This window comes from Sphingomonas sp. AOB5 (assembly GCF_029433115.1).
Classification (GTDB): domain Bacteria; phylum Pseudomonadota; class Alphaproteobacteria; order Sphingomonadales; family Sphingomonadaceae; genus Sphingomonas.
The window spans coordinates 48,575-75,260 of record NZ_JARNTV010000003.1; the positions used below are offsets into that span (position 1 = coordinate 48,575).

At 65.5% G+C, this 26,686-nt stretch carries 19 protein-coding genes; 8 read left to right on the plus strand and 11 right to left on the minus strand.

Features of this window, described 5'->3' with window-relative positions; all coding sequences use genetic code 11:
- A complete protein-coding gene (locus tag P1X14_RS02210) occupies positions 1-774 on the plus strand; it encodes a hypothetical protein (RefSeq protein ID WP_277313673.1) in 774 nt (257 codons plus the stop codon).
- A gap of 137 nt (positions 775-911) precedes the next feature.
- Here the strand turns inward: P1X14_RS02210 and P1X14_RS02215 are convergent, their stop codons facing one another.
- From P1X14_RS02215 to P1X14_RS02235, 5 genes are all read right to left on the minus strand, one after another.
- A complete protein-coding gene (locus P1X14_RS02215) occupies positions 912-2,120 on the minus strand; it encodes an AAA family ATPase (RefSeq protein WP_277313674.1) in 1,209 nt (402 codons plus the stop codon).
- A gap of 252 nt (positions 2,121-2,372) precedes the next feature.
- Complete coding sequence (locus P1X14_RS02220) at positions 2,373-2,627, minus strand: DNA-binding protein (RefSeq protein WP_277313675.1); 255 nt, start codon at positions 2,625-2,627, stop codon at positions 2,373-2,375.
- 816 nt (positions 2,628-3,443) lie between these two features.
- Complete coding sequence (locus P1X14_RS02225; RefSeq protein ID WP_277313676.1) at positions 3,444-3,791, minus strand: hypothetical protein; 348 nt, start codon at positions 3,789-3,791, stop codon at positions 3,444-3,446.
- A 54-nt stretch (positions 3,792-3,845) separates the two neighbouring features.
- Positions 3,846-5,144 (minus strand): integrase family protein, encoded by a 1,299-nt coding sequence (locus P1X14_RS02230; RefSeq protein ID WP_277313677.1) that lies wholly within the window; start codon positions 5,142-5,144, stop codon positions 3,846-3,848.
- 308 nt (positions 5,145-5,452) lie between these two features.
- Positions 5,453-6,526, minus strand: a complete 1,074-nt coding sequence (locus P1X14_RS02235) for an AraC family transcriptional regulator (protein ID WP_277313678.1) — start codon at positions 6,524-6,526, stop codon at positions 5,453-5,455.
- Between the two features lie 158 nt (positions 6,527-6,684).
- Here P1X14_RS02235 and P1X14_RS02240 point away from each other — a divergent pair, with 158 nt between their 5' ends.
- From P1X14_RS02240 to P1X14_RS02255, 4 genes are all read left to right on the plus strand, one after another.
- Positions 6,685-9,330 (plus strand): TonB-dependent receptor, encoded by a 2,646-nt coding sequence (locus P1X14_RS02240; RefSeq protein ID WP_277313679.1) that lies wholly within the window; start codon positions 6,685-6,687, stop codon positions 9,328-9,330.
- Between the two features lie 77 nt (positions 9,331-9,407).
- On the plus strand, positions 9,408-11,438 hold the full coding sequence (locus P1X14_RS02245; protein ID WP_277313680.1) for an acetoacetate--CoA ligase: 2,031 nt from the start codon (positions 9,408-9,410) through the stop codon (positions 11,436-11,438).
- A 70-nt stretch (positions 11,439-11,508) separates the two neighbouring features.
- Positions 11,509-12,804, plus strand: coding sequence for an MFS transporter (locus P1X14_RS02250; RefSeq protein WP_277313681.1), 1,296 nt, complete (start codon positions 11,509-11,511; stop codon positions 12,802-12,804).
- Between the two features lie 26 nt (positions 12,805-12,830).
- A complete protein-coding gene (locus P1X14_RS02255; RefSeq protein WP_277313682.1) occupies positions 12,831-14,468 on the plus strand; it encodes a tannase/feruloyl esterase family alpha/beta hydrolase in 1,638 nt (545 codons plus the stop codon).
- Positions 14,469-14,487: 19 nt separating this feature from the next.
- On the opposite strand, the gene P1X14_RS02260 is transcribed toward P1X14_RS02255, so the two are convergent.
- From P1X14_RS02260 to adh, 4 genes are all read right to left on the minus strand, one after another.
- Positions 14,488-16,539, minus strand: a complete 2,052-nt coding sequence (locus P1X14_RS02260; protein WP_277313683.1) for an alkaline phosphatase D family protein — start codon at positions 16,537-16,539, stop codon at positions 14,488-14,490.
- A gap of 116 nt (positions 16,540-16,655) precedes the next feature.
- Positions 16,656-17,006 carry a DUF779 domain-containing protein gene (locus P1X14_RS02265; protein WP_277313684.1) on the minus strand — a complete coding sequence of 117 codons (351 nt, stop codon included), beginning with the start codon at positions 17,004-17,006 and terminating at the stop codon, positions 16,656-16,658.
- Positions 17,003-18,037: an alcohol dehydrogenase AdhP gene (gene adhP / locus P1X14_RS02270; protein WP_277313685.1), complete on the minus strand. Its 1,035-nt coding sequence runs from the start codon at positions 18,035-18,037 to the stop codon at positions 17,003-17,005. The genes P1X14_RS02265 and adhP overlap by 4 nt, the downstream gene beginning before the upstream one ends.
- Before the next feature lie 70 nt (positions 18,038-18,107).
- Positions 18,108-19,619, minus strand: coding sequence for an aldehyde dehydrogenase (gene adh, locus P1X14_RS02275; RefSeq protein ID WP_277313686.1), 1,512 nt, complete (start codon positions 19,617-19,619; stop codon positions 18,108-18,110).
- A gap of 319 nt (positions 19,620-19,938) precedes the next feature.
- Here adh and P1X14_RS02280 point away from each other — a divergent pair, with 319 nt between their 5' ends.
- On the plus strand, positions 19,939-21,015 hold the full coding sequence (locus tag P1X14_RS02280; RefSeq protein WP_277313687.1) for a helix-turn-helix domain-containing protein: 1,077 nt from the start codon (positions 19,939-19,941) through the stop codon (positions 21,013-21,015).
- Between the two features lie 56 nt (positions 21,016-21,071).
- Here P1X14_RS02280 and P1X14_RS02285 read toward each other — a convergent pair whose 3' ends face one another.
- Entirely contained in the window at positions 21,072-21,701 is a 630-nt protein-coding gene (locus tag P1X14_RS02285) for a response regulator transcription factor (protein ID WP_277313688.1), read from the minus strand.
- The gene (locus tag P1X14_RS02290) at positions 21,698-24,742 is read right to left on the minus strand and encodes a sensor histidine kinase (RefSeq protein ID WP_277313689.1); all 3,045 of its coding nucleotides are present in this window, start codon (positions 24,740-24,742) and stop codon (positions 21,698-21,700) included. Before P1X14_RS02290 ends, P1X14_RS02285 begins: the two co-directional genes overlap by 4 nt.
- Before the next feature lie 303 nt (positions 24,743-25,045).
- Here P1X14_RS02290 and P1X14_RS02295 point away from each other — a divergent pair, with 303 nt between their 5' ends.
- Positions 25,046-25,747: an SDR family oxidoreductase gene (locus P1X14_RS02295; protein ID WP_277313690.1), complete on the plus strand. Its 702-nt coding sequence runs from the start codon at positions 25,046-25,048 to the stop codon at positions 25,745-25,747.
- Positions 25,748-25,861: 114 nt separating this feature from the next.
- Positions 25,862-26,686, plus strand: a complete 825-nt coding sequence (locus tag P1X14_RS02300; RefSeq protein WP_277313691.1) for a VOC family protein — start codon at positions 25,862-25,864, stop codon at positions 26,684-26,686.

The following is a 26,686-nucleotide window of genomic DNA, read 5'->3' on the forward strand; positions in this document are numbered from 1 at the left end:
TTGAGCCTTCCCACACTCAGCGCCGCGCTGGGCGCAATCCCCGCTGGGCTCCGCGACCCTCTTATCGACGAGTTCAATCAGGCGCTTGATGAGTACCGCGCCGCCGATTGGGAGAAAGTCGGTCTCAAAGCGGGCAAGTTTTGCGAGGTCGCCTATTGCGTATGCGCAGGCCATGCGACGGGAAGTTATCAGGCCGCGCCTTCCAAGCCCGCGAACTTCCCAAAGGCATGCCAAGACTTAGAACCGCACAACAAGACGAAGGGGCGGTCGCTGTGTATGCAAGTCCCGAAGGTCTTGGCGGCGCTGTACGAATTGCGAAATAACCGTGCGATCGGTCACGTCTCGTCCGAGATTAGCCCTAACCACATGGACGCCGAACTGTACCTCCGCGGCATGAAGTGGGTGATGGGCGAGTTCGTCCGCAATTATTCCAACCTCGCGCTCGCCGACTCCTACGCCGTCGTCGAAGCTGTGACTGCGCGAACCTTCCACATGGTCTGGTCGAGCGGGGACGTGCGGCGGGTGCTTGAGCCGGCCAAGTCGGCGGGTCAGAAGGTGCTGATCCTGCTGTATGCTGAAGGCAAGCCCGTGACGGTCGCTACGCTGCAATCCTGGGTGGAATACAAGAATGGCACCGACTTCAAGCGCAAGGTGCTCCGAGACCTGCACAAGAAGGCGCTTGTTCACTTTGATGAGAGCGCCGCGACCGTCCAGATTCTGCCAACGGGGCAGGCCTTAGTCGAGAAGTCGGGCCTGCTGATAACCACGGGCTAGCCGGGTCGCTGTTACCGAGAGCCCCTAGACCCCCAGTCGAGTAACAACAGTAACATCGGTAACATCGCCTCTTCAGTCGTTACCGAGGTTACCGATGTAGCCCAGCGTGGTCATAGCAGGCGGCGGTAACACCGAAGCTAGGGCAGCTTCGCGTAGAGTCGCCTGTTCTGCGGCCCGGTCGCGAATCCGACCTTGTAGACGAACGGGGTCATGGCGAGCATGTCGTCCGCCTTGCCCCACTCGCGACGGCTGAACGTCCGGCCTGCCTTCGCCTCTACGCAGTCGCGCGTAACGGGCTCGCTGGTTGCCTCAACCATCTGACTGACCAGCGTCACCATCTGGCTGACGACGCTCGGCCTGTGGTCACCGCCACCGCTCTCCTCGCCTTCCGCAGGCTGAGGCTTGGTAGCCGAGTGGAACAGTTCGCTGGCTTCCTCTTCGCCCCAGACAACCTCCCCAAACCGGGTTTGGCACAGCACCGAGTCAGCCCCTTCGTCGCGCTCGTGAAGCGTGTGGACCGGCTCCGTCGTATAGGTCGCCGCGAACCGCTGTGTCAGGTTGGACTTGGCGACCAGCATCACACAGGCGAACTCCTCCCGGCGGTCGCGCGCGTGGACGAACGACAGGCGCGGCGAGTTGGTCCAAGCGCTCGCCCCTGCCACGGTGTCAGCGAAGTGGTCGTGCTTCCCCTTGTTGGAGTGACCGATGATGGCGATGGTGACGCCGTGCTTCTCGGCCAGCGCTTGGAGGTAGCCGAGCAGGCGCTTCACGCTGGCGTCGTCATTCGGGCTCTCGCCCTTCGCCCACGTAGTCAGCCCCACGGCGGTGTCGAGTACGACAAGGCGAAGCGGCTTCGGCGGGATGTAGGTTGAGTCGAACTCGCCCTTGGCGGCGATGATCGCTGGCTCGAGGTGTTCGTACACGTTGAAGTTCGATCCGATGACGCGACCGTGGGCGTCGGTCTTGCTTGCCACCGCCTTGACGACGGCCAGCGTTCTTTCGACGCCGCCGATCTTCATGTGCCTGACCTTGATCCAATCGGTAGGCTCCTCGACGCTGACCCAGAGGGTTGAGGCACCCACATCGCTGATCTGTGCAGCGAGAGACGCGAGGAACGACGACTTGGCCGACCCGCCTCGTCCGAAGAATCCAACGACACACGCGCTTGGTAGGTAGGGGTCAACGAGGTACGACAACCTCACGGTGGCCGTGTCTTTTGCCATAGCGAACTCCAATGTGATGCTGTCGGGGCTGGCGATAGGCTGGGGAATCGGAGTGCCCACACCCCGCTTCAGTCGCTCCTTCTCAAGCCCGGCCTCCTCAGCGGCGCGGAGGTTCTCGATCATCTTAGCGCGCTGTTGCTCGTCGGCGCGCTTTGACTCGGCACTGCGAAAGTCCGGTTGCGGACTTATCGGGCTATCCGGTAAATTGCTCATTGCTGGAAGTGCTCCAATGAAGCGGCGGGATGGTGATGCGTCCCGCCGCTTTCGTGAGTTCGGCTGTGACTGCGCTGGAGCGTCGGCTCGGTCTGGACCTAAGCGATTCCAATGCTTCGGTTTCAGCGAGGCATCCCGCACATTGATGGTTTGAGGGTCGGCCTAAGCTGCCGCCTGCTCGCTCGTGCTGCGCTTCGCGCCGGAGGCCAGCCAAGCCAGAACGTCTCGCTCCGCGTACCAGACGCGGCGGGTTCCGGGCGGGCTGAAGAAGCGCGGACCCTCCCCGCGGAAGCGGTACTGGTCCACGGTGTTGGGATGCACTCCCAAGATGCCAGCTACCTCTCGGCTATCGAGGGGGCGCCGCTTGGGCTCATAGTTGAACAGTTCACATAGCTGCTCGAAGGTCGGCTCGGTCACGGAGGATACTCCCGCGAAATTGTGCGCGCGAGAGACCCAGCGGAGCAACGGGTGCAGGCCGTATCAAGGTGCGCGGCCTGTAAGCTAGCTGTAGCGTAAACAAAGAGGCCGGTGTTTGATAATTTGTCGCCGATATGCGCGATCTGTTCTGGGTGGCGCAACGCAACCTCTGATGTATAGTGTGTATGGTTCAACTATACACACGGTACATCGCATTGACTGACTTCCCAATCCACAAGCCGCCACGAGCGAAGCCTAAGCCGGGCTCGCTCCCGCTCAACGACACGCACGCGGACGATGGACCTCATCCGGCGCAAACTGCGCCCCCTCCTTGGGTTGATCTTAAGTTTCGGGATGCTCCTTGGAATCAGCCGGAGCCGCCTCCAGCGAAGCGGGCCGTCAGCTACGGGAAGCTGCGAACAGCGCGCCGCAAGGCGGAGCAACTTGCCGCTGTGGTCAGAGATGAAGCGTTTGACGACTGGGTGCGGCGGTGCCTCGTGGCTGCCGATCGCCCAGACGAGTGGATGCGAGCGAACGAACTCTACGAGAACTACCTCCAGCGGGCAGCGCGCCACGGAGTGTCTCGGAGCGCGCGTGCGCTGTCGCGTGAGGTCGTGGCCACAGGGACGCGCTGGGGCAAGATGATGGGATCGCTGTTCGCGAAGACCCGGCGCGCGAAGGGCTGGTACTACGCCGTGCGCCTCAAGCGGGGCGCGTAACCACCGGCTGCGGGCGACGCGGGGCAGCGTGGGGCGCAGGGGGCAGCACGCCGCCGCTTGCACTGGCGCTCCGCGACGGTCAGCGCTGTGCGCGGCGCTATGCCGAGAAGTAGGTGATGGAACGCGGCTCGCCGGTCAGGAACGGGTTGGCCCATGTCCGTGACATCCCATCATGCCAGACGTGGAACGGCACGCCGGGGAAGATCGCCATGATCGTGGAGGGGTTCGACAGGGGCACGATTCGCTCGACCTTCTTGCCGTGCACCCTGCTGACCTTTGTAGCTGTCCCCCGGAGTTGCTCGCCGACGGTGGCCGTCCAGACCTCCATGTTGTGCGTGTAGGTGATGGAGTAAATGCGCTGGCCGAGCGGCGGAACAGAACGGCCGGCCAGCCGGGCTAGTTCGGCGTAGGCATCCTCCTGCTTCTCGGCTACGACCTTGGGCACGAAGAACGCGGGCGGTCCACTAGACGACACGGCAGGCTCCCTAGTCAGCGACGATCACGCCCGCAGCGGCACCACGTTCTCGCTGTTCGCCTTTGCTTCCGCAAGTCGGGCCCGCTGCTCGACCCAGTCACCGATCTTTTGCACCTCGGGTTGCAGCCAGTCGAGGCGCGCAAGGTCGAGGTAGTTGCGGGCGGTGATGTCCTCCTGCGCGGGCTTGTGGCCAGTCAGGAGGTCGGTGCGGAACTTCTCTATCAGGCACTCGCGCATCGCATAGTTCGTGAACGACCGGCGGAGGTCATGGAGGCTCAGGTGCTTGCCCGCCACCTCGCTCACCAACTCCATCGGCGCTCGCGCGTCGGTAACGTGGCCGGTCTTTGACCACGACGGGAACACGAACGGGCTCTCTGTGCCGTCCGCCAGCTTGAGGCGCGGGCGCAGCTTGAGCAGCGCCACGGCCTGCGACGACAGCGGGAGCCAGATGGGGTCGCCGCGCTTGCGGTCGTCCAGGTGCCACCAGCAGTTCGACGCGTCCTCGTCATCGATGTTGACGTGCTCCCAACGCAGCGTGGCCATTTCGTCGCGTCTCGCACCCGTGAGCAACCCGAAGATCGTCAGGTCGATGGACGAGAGGTGGTCGCGGTTCTTGGGGGTGGCGCGAGCCTCAACCAGCTTATTCCAGACCTCGCCGATCTTGCGGCGGTCGATGTAGCGGTCAGTGCGACTGCCGAGCTTGGCCCAGTGGTCCTTGAGCACGTCCACAGGGTTGCGCTGGATCAGCGGCGACCCGTCCGCGCGGCGATACTGGCGGGCGGCGAAGTTGATGAGGATGCGGAGCGTGACCATCGCCGCGTTGGCGCTGGCGGGTGCCCCCTTCTTGCCCTCCAAGCCCTGCTCGACGATCTCGCGGTGGCGGCGGCGAACGTCGTCCTCGGTGATGGCGAGGATGGGCTTGTCCTTCCAAGCGGTGAACACCTTGTCCACGTGGCGCTGGTACTCGTCCCTCGTGCTCCGCTTGAGCTTTCCGGGGCGCTCGACGTAGGCCGTGCAGACCTCGCCCAGCGTCACCTTCATGGCCTCGTCCTGCCGCTTCACGTCGCGCGGGTCGATGCCGTCGCGCATCTGCTGCAAGACCTTCTGCGCCTTGCCCCGCGCTTGGTCCTCGGTGAATAGGCCGTACCTTCCGATGGTGACGATGACCGCCTTCCCGAGCACCCTGCCCTGCGCGACGAAGCTGCGCACGCCGCTGGACGTGACTCGCAGGCCGTAGCCGGGGACCTTGTCGTCCCAGTGGATCGCGTATCCCGACGCGGGCGGCAGGACCTTGTCCGCGAACGTCTTGGTGAGCTTCGCCACGCTATTCCTCCAGTCTGATGCTAGCACCATACTAGCAAGCTAGGAACAGCTACGACAAGGAACCGCAAACTAGCAACGGCTCAAATGGTTGAAATACCAAGGGTTTGTCAGGTAGGACAAGCTAGCACAATCTAGCCGTGGCGTCTGATTCCAAAACTCTTAATCAGCGGGTCCTTGGTTCGAGCCCAAGTGCGTCCACCATTCCTCTCTGCAAATATGGTCACCTGAGCGAGCGTTGCCGCGGATTGCGTTCGTGCGGTTCAGTCCCGTGTATAGATCGCGCCAGCGCAAGCGATTGAACAACCGCGCTACTTCGAGCGAATGTCGCTGATGGTTCCGCCCGTCCAGCGGCGGATCGCGCGGCGCAGATTGGCGCTGTCGCTGAAGCCCACCTTCCAGGCCACGTCGTCGACGCTCATGCGGGTCGTCTGCAGATATTCGATCGCCAGCTTGCGGCGGACATCGTCGACGATCGCGCCATAGGTGGTGTCTTCGGCCGCAAGGTGCCGCCGCAACGTTCGCTCCTGCAGGCCCAGTTGCGCGGCAGCCGATGTCATCGAGGGGAGCTGGCTGGGGGCGTTCAGCAGCAGCTGATACACCTCCCCCGACAGACCCGAGGAGATCCGAGACTGCCCGATCAGACGTTCGCAGGTCTGCTCGAGCATGGTGCGGGTAAGGCTGTTGCCCAGTTCCGGCGTCTGGTCGAGAATCCCGATGGGATAGTGGAGCTCGTTGGCTTCCTGAGCATAGAGGCACGGGCAGGATAGCGCGCGCTCGTCTCCGGCTGCATGCGGATCTTCCGGGAGGGCGAACAGGGCGCGGACCGGCAGATTGTCGGTCCCCGCCGTGTCGCGGATATGGGTGAAGGTCATCTTCATCTGCTGCCGCACGAGGAAGGTGCGCACGCCGCTGCTCATGACGTCGCGGTAGATCTCCCGGAACCGCCAGATCGCGACATCGCCTTCGCTGCGCCATTCGAGGCGCACGGTGGGGGTGGCGAGCGGCTGGTAACGCACCGCGAAATCGAAAAAGTCGCGCATGCTGGGCGAGCACATCAGGGCGTAGCCGTACATGCCATAGGCCGACAAATGCAGGCGGGCGCCGATCGCGAACGCGTCGGCGAACTCGGCACCGGCCGCCACGATATTCTCGCACGCGATCAGATATTGCCCGATGGAGGTCAGCGCATTGGGATCGCGCACCTCCGCCAGCGTCAGTCCGGTACGTTCCAGCACCGTCTCCGGCGCGATGCCGCGGGAAGCGACCGTGTCGATGACCGTGGCGATCTTGAACGGCGCGAAGCTGCGCTGGTTGAGCGAAGGAAAACCGGCGCGGCCGTTTGGCTCCGCTGAGCCGGTTTCATCATCGATCGCGATCGCCATGCTCGTCCACCCTCTCCACTTGTCCGCTAAAGACATAGTGATGTCCGCTAATGCGCTTACCTTCGCGCCTGTCAATCCATAATCAAGGCACCAAGCCGGCAGAGTCCGGCAGCGGCACCGACCGCAATCGCGTTGATCCAGGAGGGGAGAAAAACATCATGTCGATCCGAGCCAAATTCGTCGGCCGCCGCGCGCATCTGCTGTGCCGGTCGGCCATCGCGCTGGCGATGATCAGCCTGCCGGTGGTGGCTCAGGCGCAGACCGCCGACGCCGGCAGTCAGGCGGAAGAAGGCAGCGTCGAGCCGGATTCCGAGATCGTCGTGACCGGCACCAGCATCCGCGGCATTCCGCCTACCGGCTCCGGCCTGATCAGCGTGTCGCGTGACGATGCCAAGCTGATCGGCGCGGCCAGCACGCCCGAACTGCTGGCGACCGTGCCGCAGCTCAACAGCTTCAACACCGCGCCGCGCGTCAGCAATGGCGGGCTCGGCTCCTTCGCGCCGGGCCTGCGCGGCCTGCCGAGCGCTGCCACCCTGCCGCTGATGAACGGTCACCGCCTGATTTCCGGCAGCACCCAGCAGACCAATCCGGACTTCCCGTTCATCCCCGAGCTGGCGATCGAGCGCGTCGAGATCGTCGCCGACGGCGCATCGGCCATCTATGGTTCGGACGCGGTTGCCGGCGTCATCAACTTCATCACCCGCAAGCGCGTGTCCGGGCTCGAAGCCAATGTCCGTTACGGCATGGCGGACGATTACCACGCCTTCAACGCGGGCGGCATCTTCGGGCAGGACTGGGGCAGCGGCTCGCTGGTCGTCGCCTATCAGTATCAGGAAAACAGCAACATCACCGGGGCCGACCGCCCCTATCGCTCGCTCGATTTCCGGTCGGCCGGCGGCGTGGATACGCGCTCGACCGTCTGTCCCGATGCGAACGTGAACCTGTTCGCCGGCACGATCTATGCAGCGCCCAGCCTGGCGCCGGGGATCAACACCTGCGATCCGCGCGGCCCAGTCGATCTCCTGCCCCAGAACCGCACCCATGCCGGGCTAGTCTCGGTCCGGCAGCAGCTGTCAGGCAGTGTGAATCTGTGGGCGGATGTGCTCTATTCGGATCGCCGCGACGTGGTGCAGGCAGCACTGCCGGGCCAGACCTTTGTTCTGATCACCGCCGCCAACCCCTTCTTCCGCGCGCCGCCGGGCACGGGTTCGCTGTTCGGCTATTTCGATTTCCGTCCGGACTATCTGGTCGGCGCCGATCATTTCGACCAGACCTTCCGGGTGCGCACCGGTAACGCCACCGCCGGCATCGACATTGCCCTGCCCGGCGATTTCAAGGCAAGCGTGTTCGGGAGCTTCAACTGGTCCCGCAACGATACCTTCCAGCCCGGGATCAACACCACGGCGCTCGCCGCCGCCGCGGCTGGAACGACGCCAGCAACTGCGCTCGATCCGTTCGGGACGCGGACCAGTCCGGCAGTCGTCGCCGCCATTCTCAACAACCCCACCGATTTCGTGAACCGGCAGCGCACCCGCATCGGCGCGGCCAAGATCGACGGGCCGCTGGCGTCGCTGCCGGGCGGCGACGTCAAGGTCGCGGTCGGCGCCGAATATCGCCGCGAAACCTATATGCAGCGCGGTTCGAGCGGCGGGGTCGGCTTCCCCGAGGATCTGGAGCGCAATGTCCAGTCGGTTTACGGCGAACTGTTCGTGCCGATTTTCGGCGAGGGCAATGCCGCGCCGATGTTCCGCAGCCTCACCCTGTCGCTGTCGGGCCGCTACGATCACTATAGCGATTTCGGATCGACCACGAACCCCAAGATCGGCGTCACCTGGGAACCCGTTGATGGCGTGAACCTGCGCGGCAGCTTTGGCCGCTCGTTCCGCGCGCCCGGGCTTCGCGATCTGGGCTCCACCGTCGGCTCCTATTATTCCGCCGCGGCGCTGGTGGATGCCTTTGGTGCCCGCGATCCTTCGCGGGGCGCGGCGCAGGTCAACACCATCCTGCTCTATGGCGGCAATGCGGCGCTGGAGCCCGAGACGGCACGCACCTTCTCGTTCGGGATCGACCTCCGGCCGAAATTCATCCCGAACCTGAGCGTGAGCGCGACCTTCTACGATATCGAGTATCAGAACGTCATCGGCACGCCGTCGGGCCTGGGTGCGCTGCTGTTCAGCGATCCTACCTTCGCCTCGCGCGTCATCCGTAACCCGACCGCCGGGCAGCTGAGCTCGGCGATCACCAATACCGTGCCGTTCTTCTACACCTTCTCGGCGGTGCCAACGATCGGCAACATCCTCGATCTGCGTCAGGGCAATTTCGGCGTACGCAAGACCAACGGTATCGATTTCGACGTTCGCTACCGCCAGCCGGTCGGCTTCGGAACGGTCTTCGGCGGTGTCGCTGGCAACTATATCCTGAACTATCGCAACCGGCTGTCACCGACATCGGTCGAGAGCAATTCGCTCGACGCCGGCATACCGCGTGCCACGCTGCGCACCACGCTGGGCTTTACCGCAGGGCCGGTGACCTTCGTCAATTTCGTCAACCATCGCAGCGGCGTCACGGCGTCCTACGCGACCCCGACGGGATCGAGCATCTACAAGGCCAAGGGCTACACCACCGTGGACCTGCGCCTGTCGGTGCGGTTGCCGGATACCTTCCTCAAGCAGACCGAGTTCGGCATTCAGGTAAACGACCTGTTCGATGCGACGCCGCCCTTCTTCCCGGGCACCGACGGCATCGGCGGCGCCTACAATCCGATCGGGCGCTATGCGGCAATGAGCCTGCGGACCTCGTTCTGAACCCTTTCGGGCGGCGCTCTCCCACCGGGTGCCGCCCGATCCCGATCACCCGAAGACAAGCCGAGGCTCACCGATCGATGACAGGTGCCAGTACCAGCGTGAACGCCGCGGTCCCCGTTCCACAGATCCGCCTGTACTCCGATTGGCTGAGTGTCGAACGCAACCGGACGTTTGCGGATTATGAGGCATTGCGCCGATGGTCGGTTGAGGATCTCGATGGTTTCTGGCGGAGCATCTGGGACTATGACCGGATCGAATCGCCGACGCCCTGCAAGGCCGCGCTGAGCGGGGACGCGATGCCGGACGCGCGCTGGTTCGAAGGGACGCGGGTCAATTATGCACGGCACGTGTTCCGCCACGTGATCGCCGCCGACGAAGCCGGCCAGCCCGCGATCATTGCCATGGATGAGCGCGGCGGAAACGTTACACTCAGCTGGGCGGAGCTGAGGCGCCAGGCGGCGTCGCTGGCGCTGGAACTGCGCGGTCGAGGGATCGGGCCGGGAGACCGCGTCGCTGCCTATCTTCCCAATATTCCGGCGGCGGTGGTCGGCCTGCTCGCCTGCGCCAGCCTGGGGGCGATCTGGACGTTGTGCTCGCCCGACATGGGGATCAATGCGGTGCTTGACCGCTGGCGGCAGACCACGCCCAGGGCGCTCATCGCCGTCGACGGGATATTCTATGCCGGCAAGGCGATGGACCGAAGCGCCGCGGTCAAAGACATCTGCGCGAGCCTGCCCTGTATCGAGGCAGTGTTCGTCATCGCTACGGGACATGGCGCGGGCGAAGTGCCCGGTGCCACCGATTTCGCGGCCGCCGTCGCGCGCAATGACGATGCGGTCGCGGCGTTCGAGCCCGAATGGCTGGCTTTCGATCATCCGCTGTGGATCCTCTATTCCAGCGGAACCACCGGCCTGCCCAAGGCGATCGTGCATGGCCATGGCGGCGTCATGCTGGCGACCGCTGCCGGGCGGCTCCACTTCGATCTGGGGCCAAGCTATGCCCCGAACACGCTCGGCGACCGCTTCCACTGGTACAGCGCGAGCGGCTGGGTGATGTGGAACATTCAGGTGGGCGGGCTGCTCAGCGGCACCACGATCTGCCTGTTCGATGGATCGCCGAGCGGAACCAGAGCCGACCCGGACTGGACCGCTTTATGGGACTTTGCGGCACGCAGCGGCGTCACCTGGTTCGGCGCCGGTGCCGCGTTTTTCGCCAGTTGCCGCAAAGCCGAAATCGATATTGCCAGTATCCCGGGCGTCGAGCGTATCCGTGCGCTGGGCAGTACCGGATCGCCACTGCCGCCGGACGTGCAGCGCTGGGGTACGGCGCAATTCGCCGCGCTCGGCCGGCCGGACATCTGGTGGTGCAATGTCAGTGGCGGGACCGAGATTGCGGCCGCCTTCATGGCTGGCAATCCCGAACTGCCCGACACGCCGGGCCGGTTGCAGTGCCGCCATCTGGGCGCCGCGATCGAGGCATGGGATGAGCAAGGCCAACCGGTGATCGGCGAGGTCGGCGAGCTGGTCTGCACCCTCCCCTTCCCCAGCATGCCGCTGTACTTCTGGGGCGATCCGGACGGCAGCCGCTACCGGGAATCCTATTTCTCCGAATGGCCCGGCATCTGGCGGCACGGCGACTGGCTGACCGTTGGCGAGGACGGCAGTTGCACAATCTCGGGCCGCAGCGATGCGACGATCAACCGGCACGGCGTACGCATGGGCACCGCCGAAATCTATGCCGCCGTCGAGCAACTGCCGCAGATTGCCGACACGATGATGATCGACGTCGAAGCGGAGGATGGCAGCAGCAAGCTGATCATGTTCGTCGTCCCGGCGGAGGGCCATGGCGTCGATGCGGCACTGGAAGTGGCCATCGCATCGGCGATCCGCACCAGCCTGTCGCCGCGCTTCGTGCCCGATCTGCTGATTGCAGCGCCGGCCATTCCGCTCACTTTGTCGGGCAAGAAGCAGGAACTCCCGATCAAACGGCTGTTCGCCGGTTGGCCCGTCGCCAAGGTCGTCAATGCCGACGCGAGCGCCACGCCGGAAGTCCTGCCCTGGTATATCGATCAGGCGCAGCGCTGGCAGCGTGCGGGGGCGATGTCGTGAAGATGGGCGGCGGCAAGGGTCGCGCGGACCGGATCGAAAAAGAATAGACAGGACGGGAGGGGAAAGGGCGATGGCAATCAACATAGCGCCGCTCACTGAAGGACATGCGGATACCCGCCAGCGGGGCCATCGCGGCTTCGTGCTTGGCATGCTCTGCTTCGTCTATGTGCTGAATTTCCTCGATCGCCAGCTGGTCTCGATCCTGGCCAAGCCGATTCAGGATAGCCTGCAGATCACCGACAGCCAGCTCGGCTACATCACCGGCTTCTATTTCGCCCTGTTCTACTGCTTCATCGCGATCCCTGTCGGCTGGCTGGCCGACCGCACGAACCGGGTGAAGATCCTGTCGCTTGCCTGCGGGCTATGGAGCGCGGCGACCGTCGCCTGCGGCATGGCCTCGAGCTACGGGCAACTCGTGGCGGCCCGCATGGCCGTCGGCGTCGGGGAAGCGGGTGGCGTGCCGCCATCCTATGCGATCATCTCCGACTCCTTCCCGCGCGAGCAGCGCGGCAGCGCCATGGGAATCTTCAATCTCGGCCCGCCGCTCGGCTCCGCGCTGGGCGTGGCCTTCGGCGCATCGCTCGCGGCTGCCTATGACTGGCGCGTGCCCTTCTATGTCGTCGGTGCGATCGGCGTGGTCACGGCAATCGTCGTCTATTTGCTGGTGCCGGAACCGGTACGAGGCCGCTTCGATCCCAAGCCGGCCGCTACGGCACCGGTGCAGGGCTTCGGACAGGCAATCATCGGCTTCTTCAGCAACAAGCTGCTCGCGGTCGCTGCGCTCGCCAGCGGCGCGGCGAATTTCATCACCTATGGACTCAGCAATTTCGCCACCCTGTTCCTGATGCGGGAAAAGGGCATGACGCTGGATCAGGTCGCGATCTGGTATGCGCTGGCCGTCGGCATCGGCATGGGCACCGGCATTTTCGTCTCGGGCAAGCTGATCGATCGCTTCGCCGTGCGCAACAAGGCGGCCTATGCCAGCATCCCTGCGTTCTCGCTGGTACTCGCATTGCCCTTCTTCCTCGGCTTCGCGACGGCGGACCGGTGGGAAGTCGCGCTGGCATTGCTGTTCGTGCCGCTCTTCCTCAATTCCTTCTTCCTTCCTGCGACCGTCACCTTCGTTCAGGGCGAAGTGGCCCCCGCTGCCCGGGTGATCTCTGGCGCGCTGCTGCTGCTGGTGATGAACCTGGTCGGGCTAGGCCTTGGTCCGACCTTCGTGGGCTTCGCCAGCGACTATTTCCGCGCCGACTATGGCCCGCACTCGCTGCAAATGGCCTTTTACGCGCTGGCACCGATGTACCTGATCGCCGCGCTGCTGTTCCTGTGGCTGGCGAGGCTGATCAAGGCCGAGGGCCGGGCATGACCGGTTGCGTGAAGTTGGAGAGCAGAATGAAACGCACCTATAGGGCCACCCTTCTCACGGCCGCCGCAATCGCCTGGACGGCGCCCGGCGCGGCGCTGGCGCAGAGCCGGAAGCCCGCGCCCGACGCCGCCGCCCGGTGTGCGGCGCTGACCGGCCTGAAGCTTCCCGACACGACCATCACCAGCGCGGTGATGGTGCCGCCCAAGCCGGCCGAGACGGGGATTGCAGGCGACACGCCCGGCTATCCCGCCTTCTGCCGGGTCGTCGCTCGCGTGCGGTCCGAACCCGGCTCCGACATCGGGGTCGAGCTGTGGTTGCCCGCGCAGGGCTGGACCGGCGTCTTCCATGGCAATGGCAGCGGCGGGTTCGCGGGCACGTTCGCGCTCGGCTATTCCGGCATGGCCGAAGGCCTGCGCCGAGGCTTTGCGACTGCGACGACCGATGCGGGAACCGCACCCGCATCGCCGCTCGAAGGCGATGCCCTGATCGGTCAGCCGCGCAAGTGGCGCGACTGGGGCCGCCTTTCGACCCATGTCATGACGACGACGGGCAAGGCGATTACGCGGGCCTATTACGGCGAGCGGGCCCGGAAGTCCTTCTACACCGGCTGCTCGACCGGCGGGCAGATGGGCCTGATCGAGGCGCTCTACTATCCGGACGATTATGACGGCATTCTGGTGGGCGCGCCGGTGATGAACCGCACCTGGGGACATGCCGCGGTGCTGTGGAATTATCAGGCGGCGAACCGCACCCCGGGGAGCACACTTTCGGACAACAAGCTGAAGCTGCTGAACAATGCCGCCATCGCGACCTGCTCGCGGCAGGGGCATGGATTGCCGGGCGACCGCTTCATCTCCGATCCGATGCAGTGCAAATTCGATCCCAAGGTCCTGCAATGCACGGGCGCGGCATCGGACTCGTGCCTGACCGAAAGCGAAGTTGCGACCGCGCGCGCCTTCTACAGCGGCCCCACGGACCGAAACGGCAAGCCGACCTACTTCGGCTGGCTACCCGGCAGCGAGATGCCCGACACGTTCGGCTGGTCATTCCTGCAAAAGCCGGTCAGCGGCCAGCCGCCCTTCGGCTCCCTGTTCAAATGGGTGTTCGGCACGGACTGGGACTGGAAAGGCTTCGATTTCGATCGCGACATGCCGATCGTCGATGCGCAGCTGGATCCGATCGTCAATGACGCGACGCGCGGGAGCCTGGCCGCCTTTGCAGCGCGCGGCGGCAAGCTGATTGTTTTCCACGGCCTTGCCGACACGCTCGTGGCACCGGGCCAGTCGGCGGCATTCTTCGACCGGCATGCGGCGCAGATGGGCGGCATGAGCAAGCTTGGCGGCAGCGCGCGCCTGTTTCTGGCGCCCGGCATGATGCATTGCGGCGGCGGGACCGGCCCGGACGCGTTCAACACGACCCTCGGCATCCCGCCGCGGCCGCCATCGGACGACACCCGGCACGACCTGTTCTCTGCGCTGATCGCGTGGACGGACCAGGGTCAGGCGCCCGACCGGATCGTCGCGACCCGGTTCTCGAGCGAGGATGCGGGCAGGATCGACATGCAGCGACCGCTCTGCCCCTATCCGCAGCGGGCCGTGTATCGCGGGTTCGGGTCGATCCATGCGGCGAGCAATTTCCGCTGTGAGCTACCGTCCGATCGCTGAGGCTGCGTACCCCAGCGCCTCAAATCGACAGCTTCGGGTCCCCTTCCAGCACGCGCTGTTCCAGCTTCGGCGAGTCGCCCGGCTGCCACCGGCTTGCCCGGTGCGATACGCGGTAGCGAAGAGGACCGCCGTCGGGGGTGGTTGCCCTCGCAATCGGACGGACGATGCAGACGAATTCGGTTTCGATGGCATCGGAAGAAGCGGTGACCACCGAATAGCCGTGCCCGGCCATATCGACGAACGCCAGATGCGGCGCCACGTCGGGATTGGTCAGGGCGCGCGCCTTCACAATGTCACCGCTCGCCGCATATTCTAGGGCAGCGCGCACGCCGCGCTTGAGCATCAGGTTGATCACATGCTCGGGCGCGCCGCCTTCGGGCTTGCGTACGAATAGCGGGCGCAGAGGAAACTCGTTCCAATATTCCGAGGCTTCGCCGGTGCCCGGCGCGGAGATCGATCCGGTGATGAAGCTGAGGCCCACCGGATCGAAGCCGACCGGCGGCAGGGCGGGCGCGGCATAGCCTGCCCAGAAGCTGTGGCGATCGCCCGAGACGGTGACGAAACCGGTGACCTTGTGATCGCGGACGGTGTCATAGATTTCCGCACGCTCGCTGAACGCGCCGCTGAAATCGACGCCGCCGAAGACGCCATAGTCTTTGCCGGGCCACTCCCCTTCCACCAGCCCCGCGGGCAGGTTCTGCGGATCGCTGCGCATGTCGAGCGTGCCCTTGGTCGCCCCCCAGATCTTCCAGGTCGCGGTCGATCTCGTCAGCCGGTCCTTGAGCCACGCCTTCTGCTCGCGGCCGAGCATCGTATACGGCGGCTCGTCCTTGCGGAAATTGGGCACCGTCTTGCCGAATGTGATCGTCTCTGGCGGCTTGCCGCCGGCATAGTCCCTGCCCGCATCAAGCACCTCAAGCACCTCCCGCGGGGTGAACGGGAATGCACCCGCGTCGAGTTCGGCCGCGCCTGGACGACCTGCCGGAATCTCCATCGCATAGGCGTGGAAGTCGGTGACCATCAGCTCGACATGGCGGCCGTAACGCAGCGCGCGATACGCGGTCATGCTGCCCACCGCGGCGCGGTTGTTGGCCTCGGTGCCGAAGCCGTGATCGTCGAAACTCTCGATCGGCGCGTTGGCAACGACGGGCGGCGCGAATTGCTCGAGCGCGGTGCCCGAAGCCTTGCGCGCCCGCGAAGGGATATATTCCCACCATGCCTGATTTGCGGCAACGCGCAGCTGCTGGGCGGGTTCGACCTTGCCGCCGAACTTTGTGAAGCTCTGCCAGCCCTGCCACGAGAATTCGTGATTATCGCCCATGCAGACGAACGGAAAATAGGCGCGGGCATCCTGGATATCGGGATCGTTGATGTGCGCCTGATAGATCACGCGGTATCCGGCCAGCGTGGTGGGCACATGGAAATTGCCGATCTTGCGCGCATCGGGCACGCGGCCGATGTCATAGATGGTGCGCGCATAGCGGGTCTTCACTTCGTCGGGATACTGGACGACCTCGTAGATGAAGTCGCCGAGATGGAGGACGAAGCCGATCTTCTGATCGGCGGGCGCGCGCCGGTCCTCCCAGATCATGCGGGCATAGGCGTTCTGCGCGCCTTCGTTGACGGTGTTGCAGGAAACGAAGGCGAAGCGGACCGGCCGGCGATCGGTGACGCGCGGAGCGGTGATCGTGCGCCCGATCCGGCTGCCCGCGCCGCCATCATCAGTAAAGCGATACCAATAGATCGTCGCGGGCGAGAGGCCGCCGACGAGCGCGCGGCAGGTCCAGTCGGCCGCGGCCAGCACCGGAGCCTTTGCCGTGGCGACGACGCGGCGGAAGTCCGGATCCAGCGCAACCTCGACCGTGAGCATATGCCGCTCGCCCTGATCGAACGGCCGCCGGGTCCAGAGGATCACGCTGTGTTCGTCGGGATCGCCGGACGCGACGCCCTGGGGATAGAGTTTGCGATCCTCGCGCCATGCGATGCGCGACGGTTTCGCGGCGGATCGCGGTGCCCAGATGGCGCCGACCCCGATCGCGGCTGCGCTCGCCAGAAATTGCCGTCGGTCCATCTCGCGCTCCCCCAGCTTATCGGGGCCGATCCTTTCCCGGTACCGATGCAAGTCAAGCGAGCCGGGGCGAGATGGGGGCGCATGTATTCGAGTTGGAGAGTATCGGGTTCGCGCCGCTAAGGGAGGCAGATCGACGAGCGAAGCAGGAAGCGCTGCTCGCGCCCATTGTCGAGGCTGAACATGCCGCCGCGCCCGGCGACGGTATCGAGGGTCAGCGACAGATCGGCGCCCCATGCCTCGAGCTGGCGCCCGCCGATATAGAAGGGCTGGCCGCCGACTTCGCCCAGCAGGACGTCGCCTTCACCGATACGGAAATCGCCGCGCGGATAACACATCGGCGAGGAGCCGTCGCAGCAGCCGCCCGACTGGTGGAACAGTACCGGGCCGTGGTCGGCGACGATCGCCGCCAGCAGGTCGAGCGCGGCCGGGGTGGCCGTGACCCGGCTCGCCCCGGCCGCGCCGCTCATGCGGTCAGGTCGAGGACGACGCGGCCCTCGATCTGGCCCTTGTGCATGCGGGCGAACATCTCGTTGATATCCTCCAGCCGGGCAGTGGAGACCGTCGCCCTCACCTTCCCTACCGCTGCGAAATCGATCGATTCCTGCAAGTCGAGCCTTGTGCCGACGATCGATCCGCGCACCGTGATGCCGTTCAGCACCAGCCCGAAGATGTTGAGCGGGAAGTCGCCGGGCGGCAGGCCGTTCAGCGCCACGGTGCCGCCGCGCGCCATCATGCCCACGGCCTGCTCGAATGCCTTCTCGCTGACTGCGGTGACCAGCGCACCTTGCGCACCACCGCCGGTCTCGCGCTTGATCGCGGCTGCCGGATCGCCTTCGTGGCGGGCATTGACCGTGACGGTCGCGCCCAGCCTGCGTGCGAGATCGAGCTTGGTATCATCGACGTCCACCGCCGCGACGTTCAGGCCCATCGCCACCGCATATTGCACCGCCATGTGCCCAAGCCCGCCGATGCCGGAGATCACCACCCAGTCGCCCGGCTTGGTGTCGGTCATCTTGAGGCCCTTGTAGACCGTGACGCCCGCGCAGAGGATCGGCGCAATCTCGTTGAAGCCGATATTGTCAGGCAGGTGGCCGACATAGTTCGGGTCGGCGATCACATAATCGGCGAACCCGCCATTGACCGAATAGCCGGTGTTGAGCTGGCTTTCGCACAGCGTTTCCCAGCCGCCCATGCAATGCACGCAATAGCCGCAGGCCGAGTAGAGCCAGGGCACGCCGACGCGGTCGCCCTCCTTCACATGCTTCACGCCCTTGCCCACCGCCGAGACGAACCCGACACCTTCGTGACCCGGGATGAAGGGCGGGTTGGGCTTGACCGGCCAGTCGCCCTCGGCGGCGTGCAGATCGGTGTGGCACACGCCGGATGCCTGAATCGCGACCTGGATCAGGCCGTCGGACACTTCGGGAACGGGCACTTCGTCGATGGTCAGCGGCTTGCCGAATTCGCGCACGACGGCGGCCTTCATGGTTCTGGCCATGGTCACTCTCCTTGATCGGTTGGTGGGCGGCGCCGCGCGGAGGGGAGATGGCAGCGCCGCCCGGGGGAGGTCAGAAGAAGCCGAGCTTTTTCGGGCTGTAGCTGACCAGCAGATTCTTGGTCTGCTGATAGTGATCGAGCATCATCTTGTGCGTCTCGCGCCCGATGCCCGACTGTTTGTACCCGCCGAACGCCGCATGCGCGGGATAGGCGTGATAGCAATTGGTCCAGACGCGCCCGGCCTGGATCGCGCGGCCCATGCGATAGGCGCGCGTTCCGTCACGGGTCCATATGCCGGCGCCAAGCCCATAGAGCGTGTCGTTGGCGATGCTGAGCGCTTCCTCGTCATCCCTGAAGGCGGTGACCGACACGACGGGTCCGAAAATCTCCTCCTGGAAGATCCGCATCCGGTTGTGCCCCTTCAGCACGGTCGGCTTGACGTAATAGCCGTCGAGACCGGGGACCGTGTTGCGCTCGCCGCCGGTCAGCACCTCTGCACCCTCGCCGCGGCCGATATCGAAATAGGAGAGGATCTTCTCCAACTGCTCGGACGATGCCTGTGCGCCGACCATCGTGGCGGGATCGAGCGGATCGCCCTGCACCATCGCCTCGACCCGCTTGAGCGCCCGCTCCATGAAGCGGTCATAGATGCTCTCATGCACCAGCGCGCGGCTGGGACAGGTGCAGACTTCGCCCTGATTTAGCGCGAACATCGCGAAGCCCTCGATCGCCTTGTCGAGGAAATCGTCATCCTCGTTCGCGACGTCGGCGAAGAAGATGTTCGGGCTCTTGCCGCCCAGTTCCAGCGTGACCGGGATCAGATTTTCCGACGCGTACTGCATGATCAGCCGCCCGGTCGTCGTCTCGCCGGTAAACGCAATCTTGGCGATGCGCTTGTTCTGCGCGAGCGGCTTGCCCGCCTCCAGCCCGAAACCGTTGACGATGTTGAGCACGCCCGCAGGCAACAGATCACCGATAAGCTCGGCCCAGACCAGGATCGAGGCCGGGGTCTGCTCCGCCGGCTTGATGACCACACAATTGCCTGCGGCGATGGCTGGGGCCAGCTTCCAGCAGGCCATCAGCAGCGGGAAGTTCCACGGGATGATCTGGCCGACCACGCCCAGCGGCTCGTGGAAATGATAGCCGACCGTGTCATGGTCTATCTCGGAGATGCCGCCTTCCTGCGCGCGGATGCATCCGGCGAAGTAGCGGAAATGATCGATCGCCAACGGGATGTCCGCCGCCATCGTCTCGCGGATCGGCTTGCCATTGTCCCAGGTCTCGGCAGTGGCGAGTTCGCCGAGCTTCTCTTCCATCCGGTCGGCGATGCGATGCAGGATCAGCGCGCGTTCGGCCGGGCTGGTTCGGCCCCATGCGTCCTTCGCGGCATGGGCGGCGTCGAGCGCGCGTTCCACATCCACCGCCTGGCTTCGCGCGACCTGGCACAGCAAGCGCCCATCGATCGGCGAGTGATTGTCGAAATAGCGTCCATCGACCGGATCGACCCAGTCGCCGCCGATGAAATTGCCATAGCGCGTCTTGAACGGCACACTGCGCACCGAAACGGGCTGGTGAATGGTCACACTGCCTCTCCTTACTGGCTTGTCGTTCGCCAAAGGAGGAACCCGGCCGGTGCGATCCGCAAGCCGGGGCGGGCCGGTGCGGGATGGAAGTGCGCATATTTTCGGACCGGCGCGACGCGATGTGACGCATCCCGCAACATCTGCCGGAAAAACCGTCGCACTCTGCGACAGTTTTGCGCCGCGCCGCGCCGCATGTGGCGCTGAGCGTCCATTCCGTCGAGTCGCCCCTTCCCTCACGGCGCAATCGGCGTAGATTTGCACGATCCGACGCGACCGTGGCCCGAGAACCGCACGCGCCCTGCGAGAGGAAATGAGGCGCATGGAAAGCGCATCGATCGATCTGGCCCGCCGCGCCTTTTTCGGGGAAGGCACCCTCCCCGTCGCCGACGTGCGCCGCCCCGTGCTGCAAAGCTGGATCCGCTGCGTCGATCTGGGGCTGGCCGAACGTACCCTGCCGCGCGTCGCGCCCCTGTCAGAGGGCGATCTGCATGTCCTGCATCAGCGGCACGATGCGCTGCGCCGCTTGTGCCGCCCCGAACTGGAGACGCTGGCGGGCGAAGCGCGCGAGACGGGCAGCGTCGTGATCCTGGCCGATGGCGAAGGCATGATCCTGGACACGCTGGGCGACACCGGCTTCGCCTCGCGCGCAGCCCAGGTGGCGTTGAAGCCCGGCGTATCGTGGAAGGAAGCCAGCACCGGCACCAACGCCATCGGCACCGCGATCGCCGAGCGGCGTCCGATCGCGGTGCACGGATCGGAGCATTTCTTCGCCGGGCACGGCGTGCTCAGCTGTGCCGCCACGCCGATCATGGATCCGCGCGGTGCGATCATCGGCGCACTCGATATCTCGGGCGCCTCCACTGTGGGTCACAGCCATGCGCTGGGCATGATCCGCATGGCGGTCGATCAGATCGAACACCGGCTGTTCCGCCAGCGCTTCGAGGACTGCCGCATCCTGCGCTTCCACGACGATGCGGCGATGATCGGATCGAGCCGCGAAGGCATATTGGTGTTCCGCGAGGAACGGCTGGTGGCCGGCAATCGCCGCGGGCTGGCGCTGGTCGGCCGTCACTGGGACGCGCTCGACGAAAGCGTGGCGGAGGAGCTTCTGGAGGAACGTGCCTGGCATGGCGCCGACGTTCTCCTGCGCCTCAATACCGGCGCCACTGCAGTCGGCCGCTGGGACGATGATGCAATCGGCTGGCCGATGCTGGATATCCGGCCCGGAAGGCCGTCAACGGCACGCGGCGGAAGCGAACTCGCCGACCGGGAAGCGGAACTGATCGATTCAGCGCTCGCGTCGGCCAAGGGGAACATCAGCAAGGCGGCGCGTCGGCTGGGCATCCACCGCAGCACCCTGCATCGCCATCTGAGTCGGCGGCAGCCACGCGCCTGATCGCAGGTGCGGTCACACGGGAGGGCGGCCGGGCATTCGGCCGCCCTGCCCTGACCTCACAGCGCGATGATCCCGCGGCGCAGCGCGGTGGTTACCGCCTGCGTGCGGTCATTGACGTCGAGCTTCGAATAGACGCTGCGCAGATGCGCCTTCACCGTGTCTTCCGAAAGCGAGAGCTCCCAGGCGATGACCTTGTTGGGCTTGCCCGCCGCTACGAGTTCGAGGATCGAGATTTCGCGTGAGGTCAACGGTTCCTCGGCGGCATGGATCGCGATCTGCTGGGCCACTCCGGCGGGCACATAGCGCCCTCCGCCATGAACGATGCGGATCGTGTCCAGCAGTTCCTTGCGCAGCGAGCTTTTGAGCAGATAACCGCACGCGCCGGCCTTCAGCGCGCGAACGGCCTGGACGTCGCCGTCATAGGTGGTCAGCACCACGATCCGCGCGGACGGCGCCAGTGCACGGATCTCGGTGATTGCCTGAATGCCGCTGCGGACCGGCATCTGCAGGTCCATCAGGACCACGTCCGGGCGCAGATTGCGGAAACTGTCGACGGCCTCGGCGCCATTGGTCGCTTCGCCGACCAGAAGCATGTCGGGCTGGGGCGCGATGATCGCCGCGATACCGTCGCGGAAAACGGCGTGATCGTCGACCGTGAGGATGCGGATGCGGTCTGCTGCAGTCATCGCGAAAGGCCTCCGCCAAAAGCCGCCCGGATGCGCGCCCAATAACCAACCCTGCGTTCGGCATAGGCTGTACGCGCGGGAAGCGTCAGCACGATCTGCGTGCCCGGCTGACGCCCCGTCACGATGGCGAGCGAACCGCCGATGCGATAGGCGCGCTCCTGCATGCCGATCAGGCCGAAATGGCCGGTGCCCTTGCCCGAACCGAGCATCTCCTCCGGAATGCCGGTGCCGGTATCGCTGACCTGAAGCGCGAATTGCGTGACGCCGTACGTCAGGACGACCGAGATCGTCTCCGACCCGGAATGGCGCTGGGCATTGCGGATCGCCTCCTCGGCGATGCGGAGCGCCTCGGTCGCAACCAGTGCATGCAGCGGGCGTGGTTCGCCCTTGGTGGCAAGGTCGATCCGCGCACGGTCATCCGCCACGGTGCCGATGCGCTGCTGCAGCGATTGCGCCAGTTCCGATTGCTGTTCGCCGCGCAGATCGCGCACGCGCTCGCGCCCCTCGATCAGCACGGAATCGGCCTGGTCGAGCGCGTCGTCGAGCGAGCGGCGGGTCGCCGGATCGGTGATCCGGTCGGTCACGGCCTGGAAGCGGAGCATCAGCCCCTGAATGCCCTGCAACAGCGTATCGTGCAGTTCGCGGGCGATCCGCTCGCGCTCGGCGACGCGCTCGGCCATCCGCATCTGGATACGGTCCGCGACCGTGCGCAAGCGCACCGAGAACACCAGTGACAAAAGCGCGATCGCGCCGATCGCGCAGAGCAGCTTGAACGGCCAGCTTTGCAGGAAGGTCGGCCTGATCTCGATTTCCAGCACGGCGCCCGGATTGCTCCAGCTGCGCTGATTGTCGGATGCGATCACCTGGAACCGGTAGTGGCCGGGTTGCAGATTGGCGTAGGACGCCAGCCGGCGATCGGCCGGATCGACCCAGTCCTCATCGACACCATCCAGCCGATAGCGGAACCGGACGCGTTCGGGATGGGTGTAGGACAGGGCGGTATAGGCGATGTCGAACGCATGGCTTCCGGCGGGCAGCGTCAGTTTCGCGGGATCGCGATGCTCGGTCCCGGCAGCGGTGAGCGCGCGGATCTTCACCGGCGGCGGCTGCGCATTGTCCGAAAGGCGCGACGGATCGATCACCGCCACCCCCTCGCGATTGAGCTGCCAGACCCTGCCATCGGTGCCGACCGCCATTTGCGGGCCCGCATAATCGTTGCTCTGCGGCGGCTTCAGCCCGTCGCGCAGGTCGAGCACGATCCGGTCCAGCGGCGCATTCGGATCGTCGAAGGCGCGATTGAGTGCTGCTGTGGAAACCCGCGACGTGAAGAAGGCGCGCATCATCCAGGTTTCGCCATTCGGCGTCTGCAGCAGATCCCGCAGCCGGGCGACGAACGGGAAACGCCGCCAGTCGAGGCGCGCGACCTTGCTCCCCCGGATCCGCAGCAATCCGTTGCTGCCGCTCACATAGATATCGCCGCCCTCGACCGACAAATTGGTGATCAGCCCGGGATCATGGGACTCGAGCGGCAGGATGTGCGCCTTGTTGCCGATCACCCGCACCAGTCCGGTCTTGGTCGTATAGGCCAGATCGCCTTCCGCCGTGACGGTGAGATCCCACCAATGCACCGGCGGCAGCGGCTGTTTCGGCACGTGCCATCCCTGCGCATCATGCCAGACCAGCTGTCCGGTGGTCGTACCGACCCAGAGCCGTCCGTGACGGTCCTCGGCGCAGGCCGAGGTGATCTCGACGCCCGGCGGCAGGGCTATCGCGCGCTGCCTGCCATCTTCGAGACGGACGATGCGGGTCGGCAACAGCACCCAAGCGCCCCTGCCCCATGCGCGGCACTGGCCCGCTGGCCCCTCGGCCAGAAGCTTGCGCGGCGACCCCGGCGAGACCTGATAGAATCCCGCGCTGGTATCGATGAACAGCTCGGTGCCATTCTGGCTTATCCCGATGCCTTGGGGCCAGTCGCCCTCGACCGCCGGTTCCGGCACGGCGCTGGCCCTGCGGAACCGGTCGAGTCCCAATTCGGTGGCCACCCAGACATTGTCGTCCCGGTCGACGAAGAAGTCGTAGGTTACCCCCGACGACAGACCATCCGAGATCGCGAACAGCGCCGGTTCCCCGGATATGGGCCTCCCCGCTGCAGCGGGTGACGCGAGATGCGAGATCGCCTCCGACTTGCTACCCCACAGACCGCCGGAGGAGTCGACATCCCCGGGTACCGTTCCAACGCTTACCGGTCTGGCCAGACCTGCAGGCCAGGAAAGCGGCTTCCCGTCGGGGCCCAGCAGAAGCGGCCCCGAAACACCGGCGAACCATACGCGGCCGTTGCGGTCCTTGAGGCAACCCCCGTCTGCCAGGCGATGCTCGCTGATCTCGAACCGCCTCGCACCCGGCCTGAGATAGGTCAGGACGGTCTTGTCGCGATTGTAGAGCGACAGCCAGAGCGTGCCGTCCGCCGTCGGACACAGAGCGGATTGGCCGCCGACCGCCAGACCGTAGCGCGCATCCGCATCCTCCCAGCGGCCGTTGGCAAAACGGAACAGCCGGTTGGCGTCGATATTGAACATTGTCGACGATGCCCAGATCGCGCCGTCCGCCGTCTGCGCCAGATCGCTGATGATCGTCGGCGGCTTCGGCATCGGCACCGGGTGCAGCGCTCCGTTGCGATACACCGCGACCCCGGCATTCTGGTTGTAGCCGACCCAAAGCTCGCCCGATCGCGTGACCAGCAGCGGCCCGGCGGACGCACGCTCGAGCGGCGATCCGGCCGGGACCGGGATCTTCTCGAATTCGAATCCGTCGAAGCGGAACAGCCCCTCGGCACCGCTGATCCAGATCCAGCCATCCGGGGTTTGCTGGATCTCCCGCATCCCGGTCGGCGCGCCGGCATAGATCATCCAGCGATCGTGCCTGAAATTGCTGAACCCCGCCGATGGCAACTGGGCCACCGCCTGCCCGCCCAGCAGCGCGGCCGCCAGCAGCAACAGCCACCAGCCGCGTGATCCCAGGCCTGCGACAGACAAAGCTCGCAACCGCTTCCCCCTCTCGACCTCGCTACCACGCAATCGAGTGCCCAACCTCGATCGCGATAATCCGGACCCAGCATATCGCGATGTGGCGATCCTGTCGGTACTCGAACGGCGTACTACAACATCACCCTTATGGGGATCGTTGGTGGTGCCCCCGCCGGTTTCCGCTCATGCGCGTGGCGGTTCACCCTGCCCGAAAGAATAGGCCGACGCTCCCCCGGCGGGCATCGGCTTTGCGCAAAACGCCAGCCATCCACTGTCCATGCGTTCGTCAAAAGGACCAAGGGCATGCGCTTGATGGGGAAAGTGGCACTCATCACGGGAGCGTCGGGCGGCATCGGTCAGGCCGTGGTCGATCTGTTCCTCCGCGAAGGCGCGATCGTGTTCGCCGCCGATATCGCGCCGCCGCCACGTCCCCATCTCGACGGGGTCAGGACGCTGACGCTCGACGTCACGAGCGAAGCCGACTGGACGGAAGCGGTGGATGCCGTCGTCGCGCAGACCGACGGCCTCGACATCCTGGTCAACAATGCCGGGATCATCGCGTACGAACCGCTGCACGAGCTGGGCATGGAAGCGTGGCTGCGGATGATCGCGGTCGACCAGACCGGCGTGTTCCTGGGCATGCGCGAAGCGGTGCGGGTGATGCGGCCGCAACAGGCCGGGTCGATCATCAACATATCGTCGATCTGGGGCAGCGCTGCCGTGTCCGGTGCGCACAGCTATCACGCCGCAAAGGGCGCGGTGCGCAACATGTCGAAGAACGCGGCGATGACCTATGTCGGCGACGGCATCCGCGTGAATTCGCTGCATCCCGGCTTTATCCACACGCCGCTGACCGATGCGCAGGATGCCGTGCTCAACCGGGCGGTGATCGAAGCGACGCCGATGCGGCGCGGCGGCCAGCCGAGCGAAGTCGCCTATGGCTGCCTGTACCTCGCCAGCGATGAATCCAGTTACGTCACCGGCACCGAACTGGTGATCGACGGCGGCTATCTCGCGCGGTGAGCGCGAGCCCCGGAGCGGCGCTTCGTCCCGACTGCCCCCACCCCGCCCGACGAAGCGCCGTTCCGCCCTCGAACCAATGCTGCCGCAGGTGCGGCGAACCAAGGGAGACAGGCAATGAACGATCGAACCGAACGTCATGCGATCGACCGGCGCGAGCTGCTGCAGGCCGGCGCGGGCGTGGTGATGACCGGTCTGGTGGCGACCGGCGCGGCGGCATCCGCCCATGCGGCGCAAACCGGCACGCCATTGGGAATGCGCCTTCAGGGCGTGCAGCATTTCGGGCTGACGGTGCAGAATATGGAGCGCGCCTTCGCCTTCTACACCGAAGTGCTGGGTGGCACCGAGGTGATGCGTGACGGCGATTTCCAGGGTGAGCGGATCCACAACACGCTGCTGACCGATCAGGAGATCGAAGCACGGTCGCGCGGGGTGAACCCACGGACGATGGGCGTGCCGGATCTGCGCGGCGGCGCGCAGCGGCTCGATGTCCGCTTCATCCAGTTCGACAATGTCGTGCTCGAGCTGCTGCAATATCGCGATGCCGATCAGCCGCTGGGCGGCCCGAAGAGCTTCGCGGAGCCGCTCGATCATATGAGCCCGGCATTCCCGCGGATGATGCATATCTGCTTCCACATCCGCGACGATGCCGACTTCAACCAGTTCATCCGCGATCTGGAGGCCGAGTCCGCCCGCCGCGGCATGACGCAGGTTCGCGCCAACCGCGTCGTCACCGTAACCAGCGAAGCCGAACGCCAGCGTGCGCCTATCGAAGCCAATTCCAATCCGATCACCGAGGGCAAGTCGAATGGCTGGCGGCTGATCTACTGCAAGGGGCCGGAGGGCGAGCAGCTCGAGTTCGTCCAGGCGCTCGGCCCGGTCAAGCGCACCTTCGACAACGCCCGCGACGCGCGCAAGCGCCTCGTTCCTACCGGCACGTGA

What these genes read in the sequence shown, in the direction of transcription:
- P1X14_RS02245 (WP_277313680.1), top strand. Translation starts at nt 9,408, where the DNA reads ATGACAGGTGCCAGTACCAGCGTGAACGCCGCGGTCCCCGTTCCACAG.
- P1X14_RS02260 (WP_277313683.1), bottom strand. Translation starts at nt 16,539, where the DNA reads ATGGACCGACGGCAATTTCTGGCGAGCGCAGCCGCGATCGGGGTCGGC.
- P1X14_RS02215 (WP_277313674.1), bottom strand. Translation starts at nt 2,120, where the DNA reads ATGATCGAGAACCTCCGCGCCGCTGAGGAGGCCGGGCTTGAGAAGGAG.
- P1X14_RS02240 (WP_277313679.1), top strand. Translation starts at nt 6,685, where the DNA reads ATGTCGATCCGAGCCAAATTCGTCGGCCGCCGCGCGCATCTGCTGTGC.
- P1X14_RS02265 (WP_277313684.1), bottom strand. Translation starts at nt 17,006, where the DNA reads ATGAGCGGCGCGGCCGGGGCGAGCCGGGTCACGGCCACCCCGGCCGCG.
- P1X14_RS02280 (WP_277313687.1), top strand. Translation starts at nt 19,939, where the DNA reads ATGGAAAGCGCATCGATCGATCTGGCCCGCCGCGCCTTTTTCGGGGAA.
- adhP (WP_277313685.1), bottom strand. Translation starts at nt 18,037, where the DNA reads ATGGCCAGAACCATGAAGGCCGCCGTCGTGCGCGAATTCGGCAAGCCG.
- P1X14_RS02300 (WP_277313691.1), top strand. Translation starts at nt 25,862, where the DNA reads ATGAACGATCGAACCGAACGTCATGCGATCGACCGGCGCGAGCTGCTG.
- P1X14_RS02235 (WP_277313678.1), bottom strand. Translation starts at nt 6,526, where the DNA reads ATGGCGATCGCGATCGATGATGAAACCGGCTCAGCGGAGCCAAACGGC.
- P1X14_RS02255 (WP_277313682.1), top strand. Translation starts at nt 12,831, where the DNA reads ATGAAACGCACCTATAGGGCCACCCTTCTCACGGCCGCCGCAATCGCC.
- P1X14_RS02250 (WP_277313681.1), top strand. Translation starts at nt 11,509, where the DNA reads ATGGCAATCAACATAGCGCCGCTCACTGAAGGACATGCGGATACCCGC.
- P1X14_RS02285 (WP_277313688.1), bottom strand. Translation starts at nt 21,701, where the DNA reads ATGACTGCAGCAGACCGCATCCGCATCCTCACGGTCGACGATCACGCC.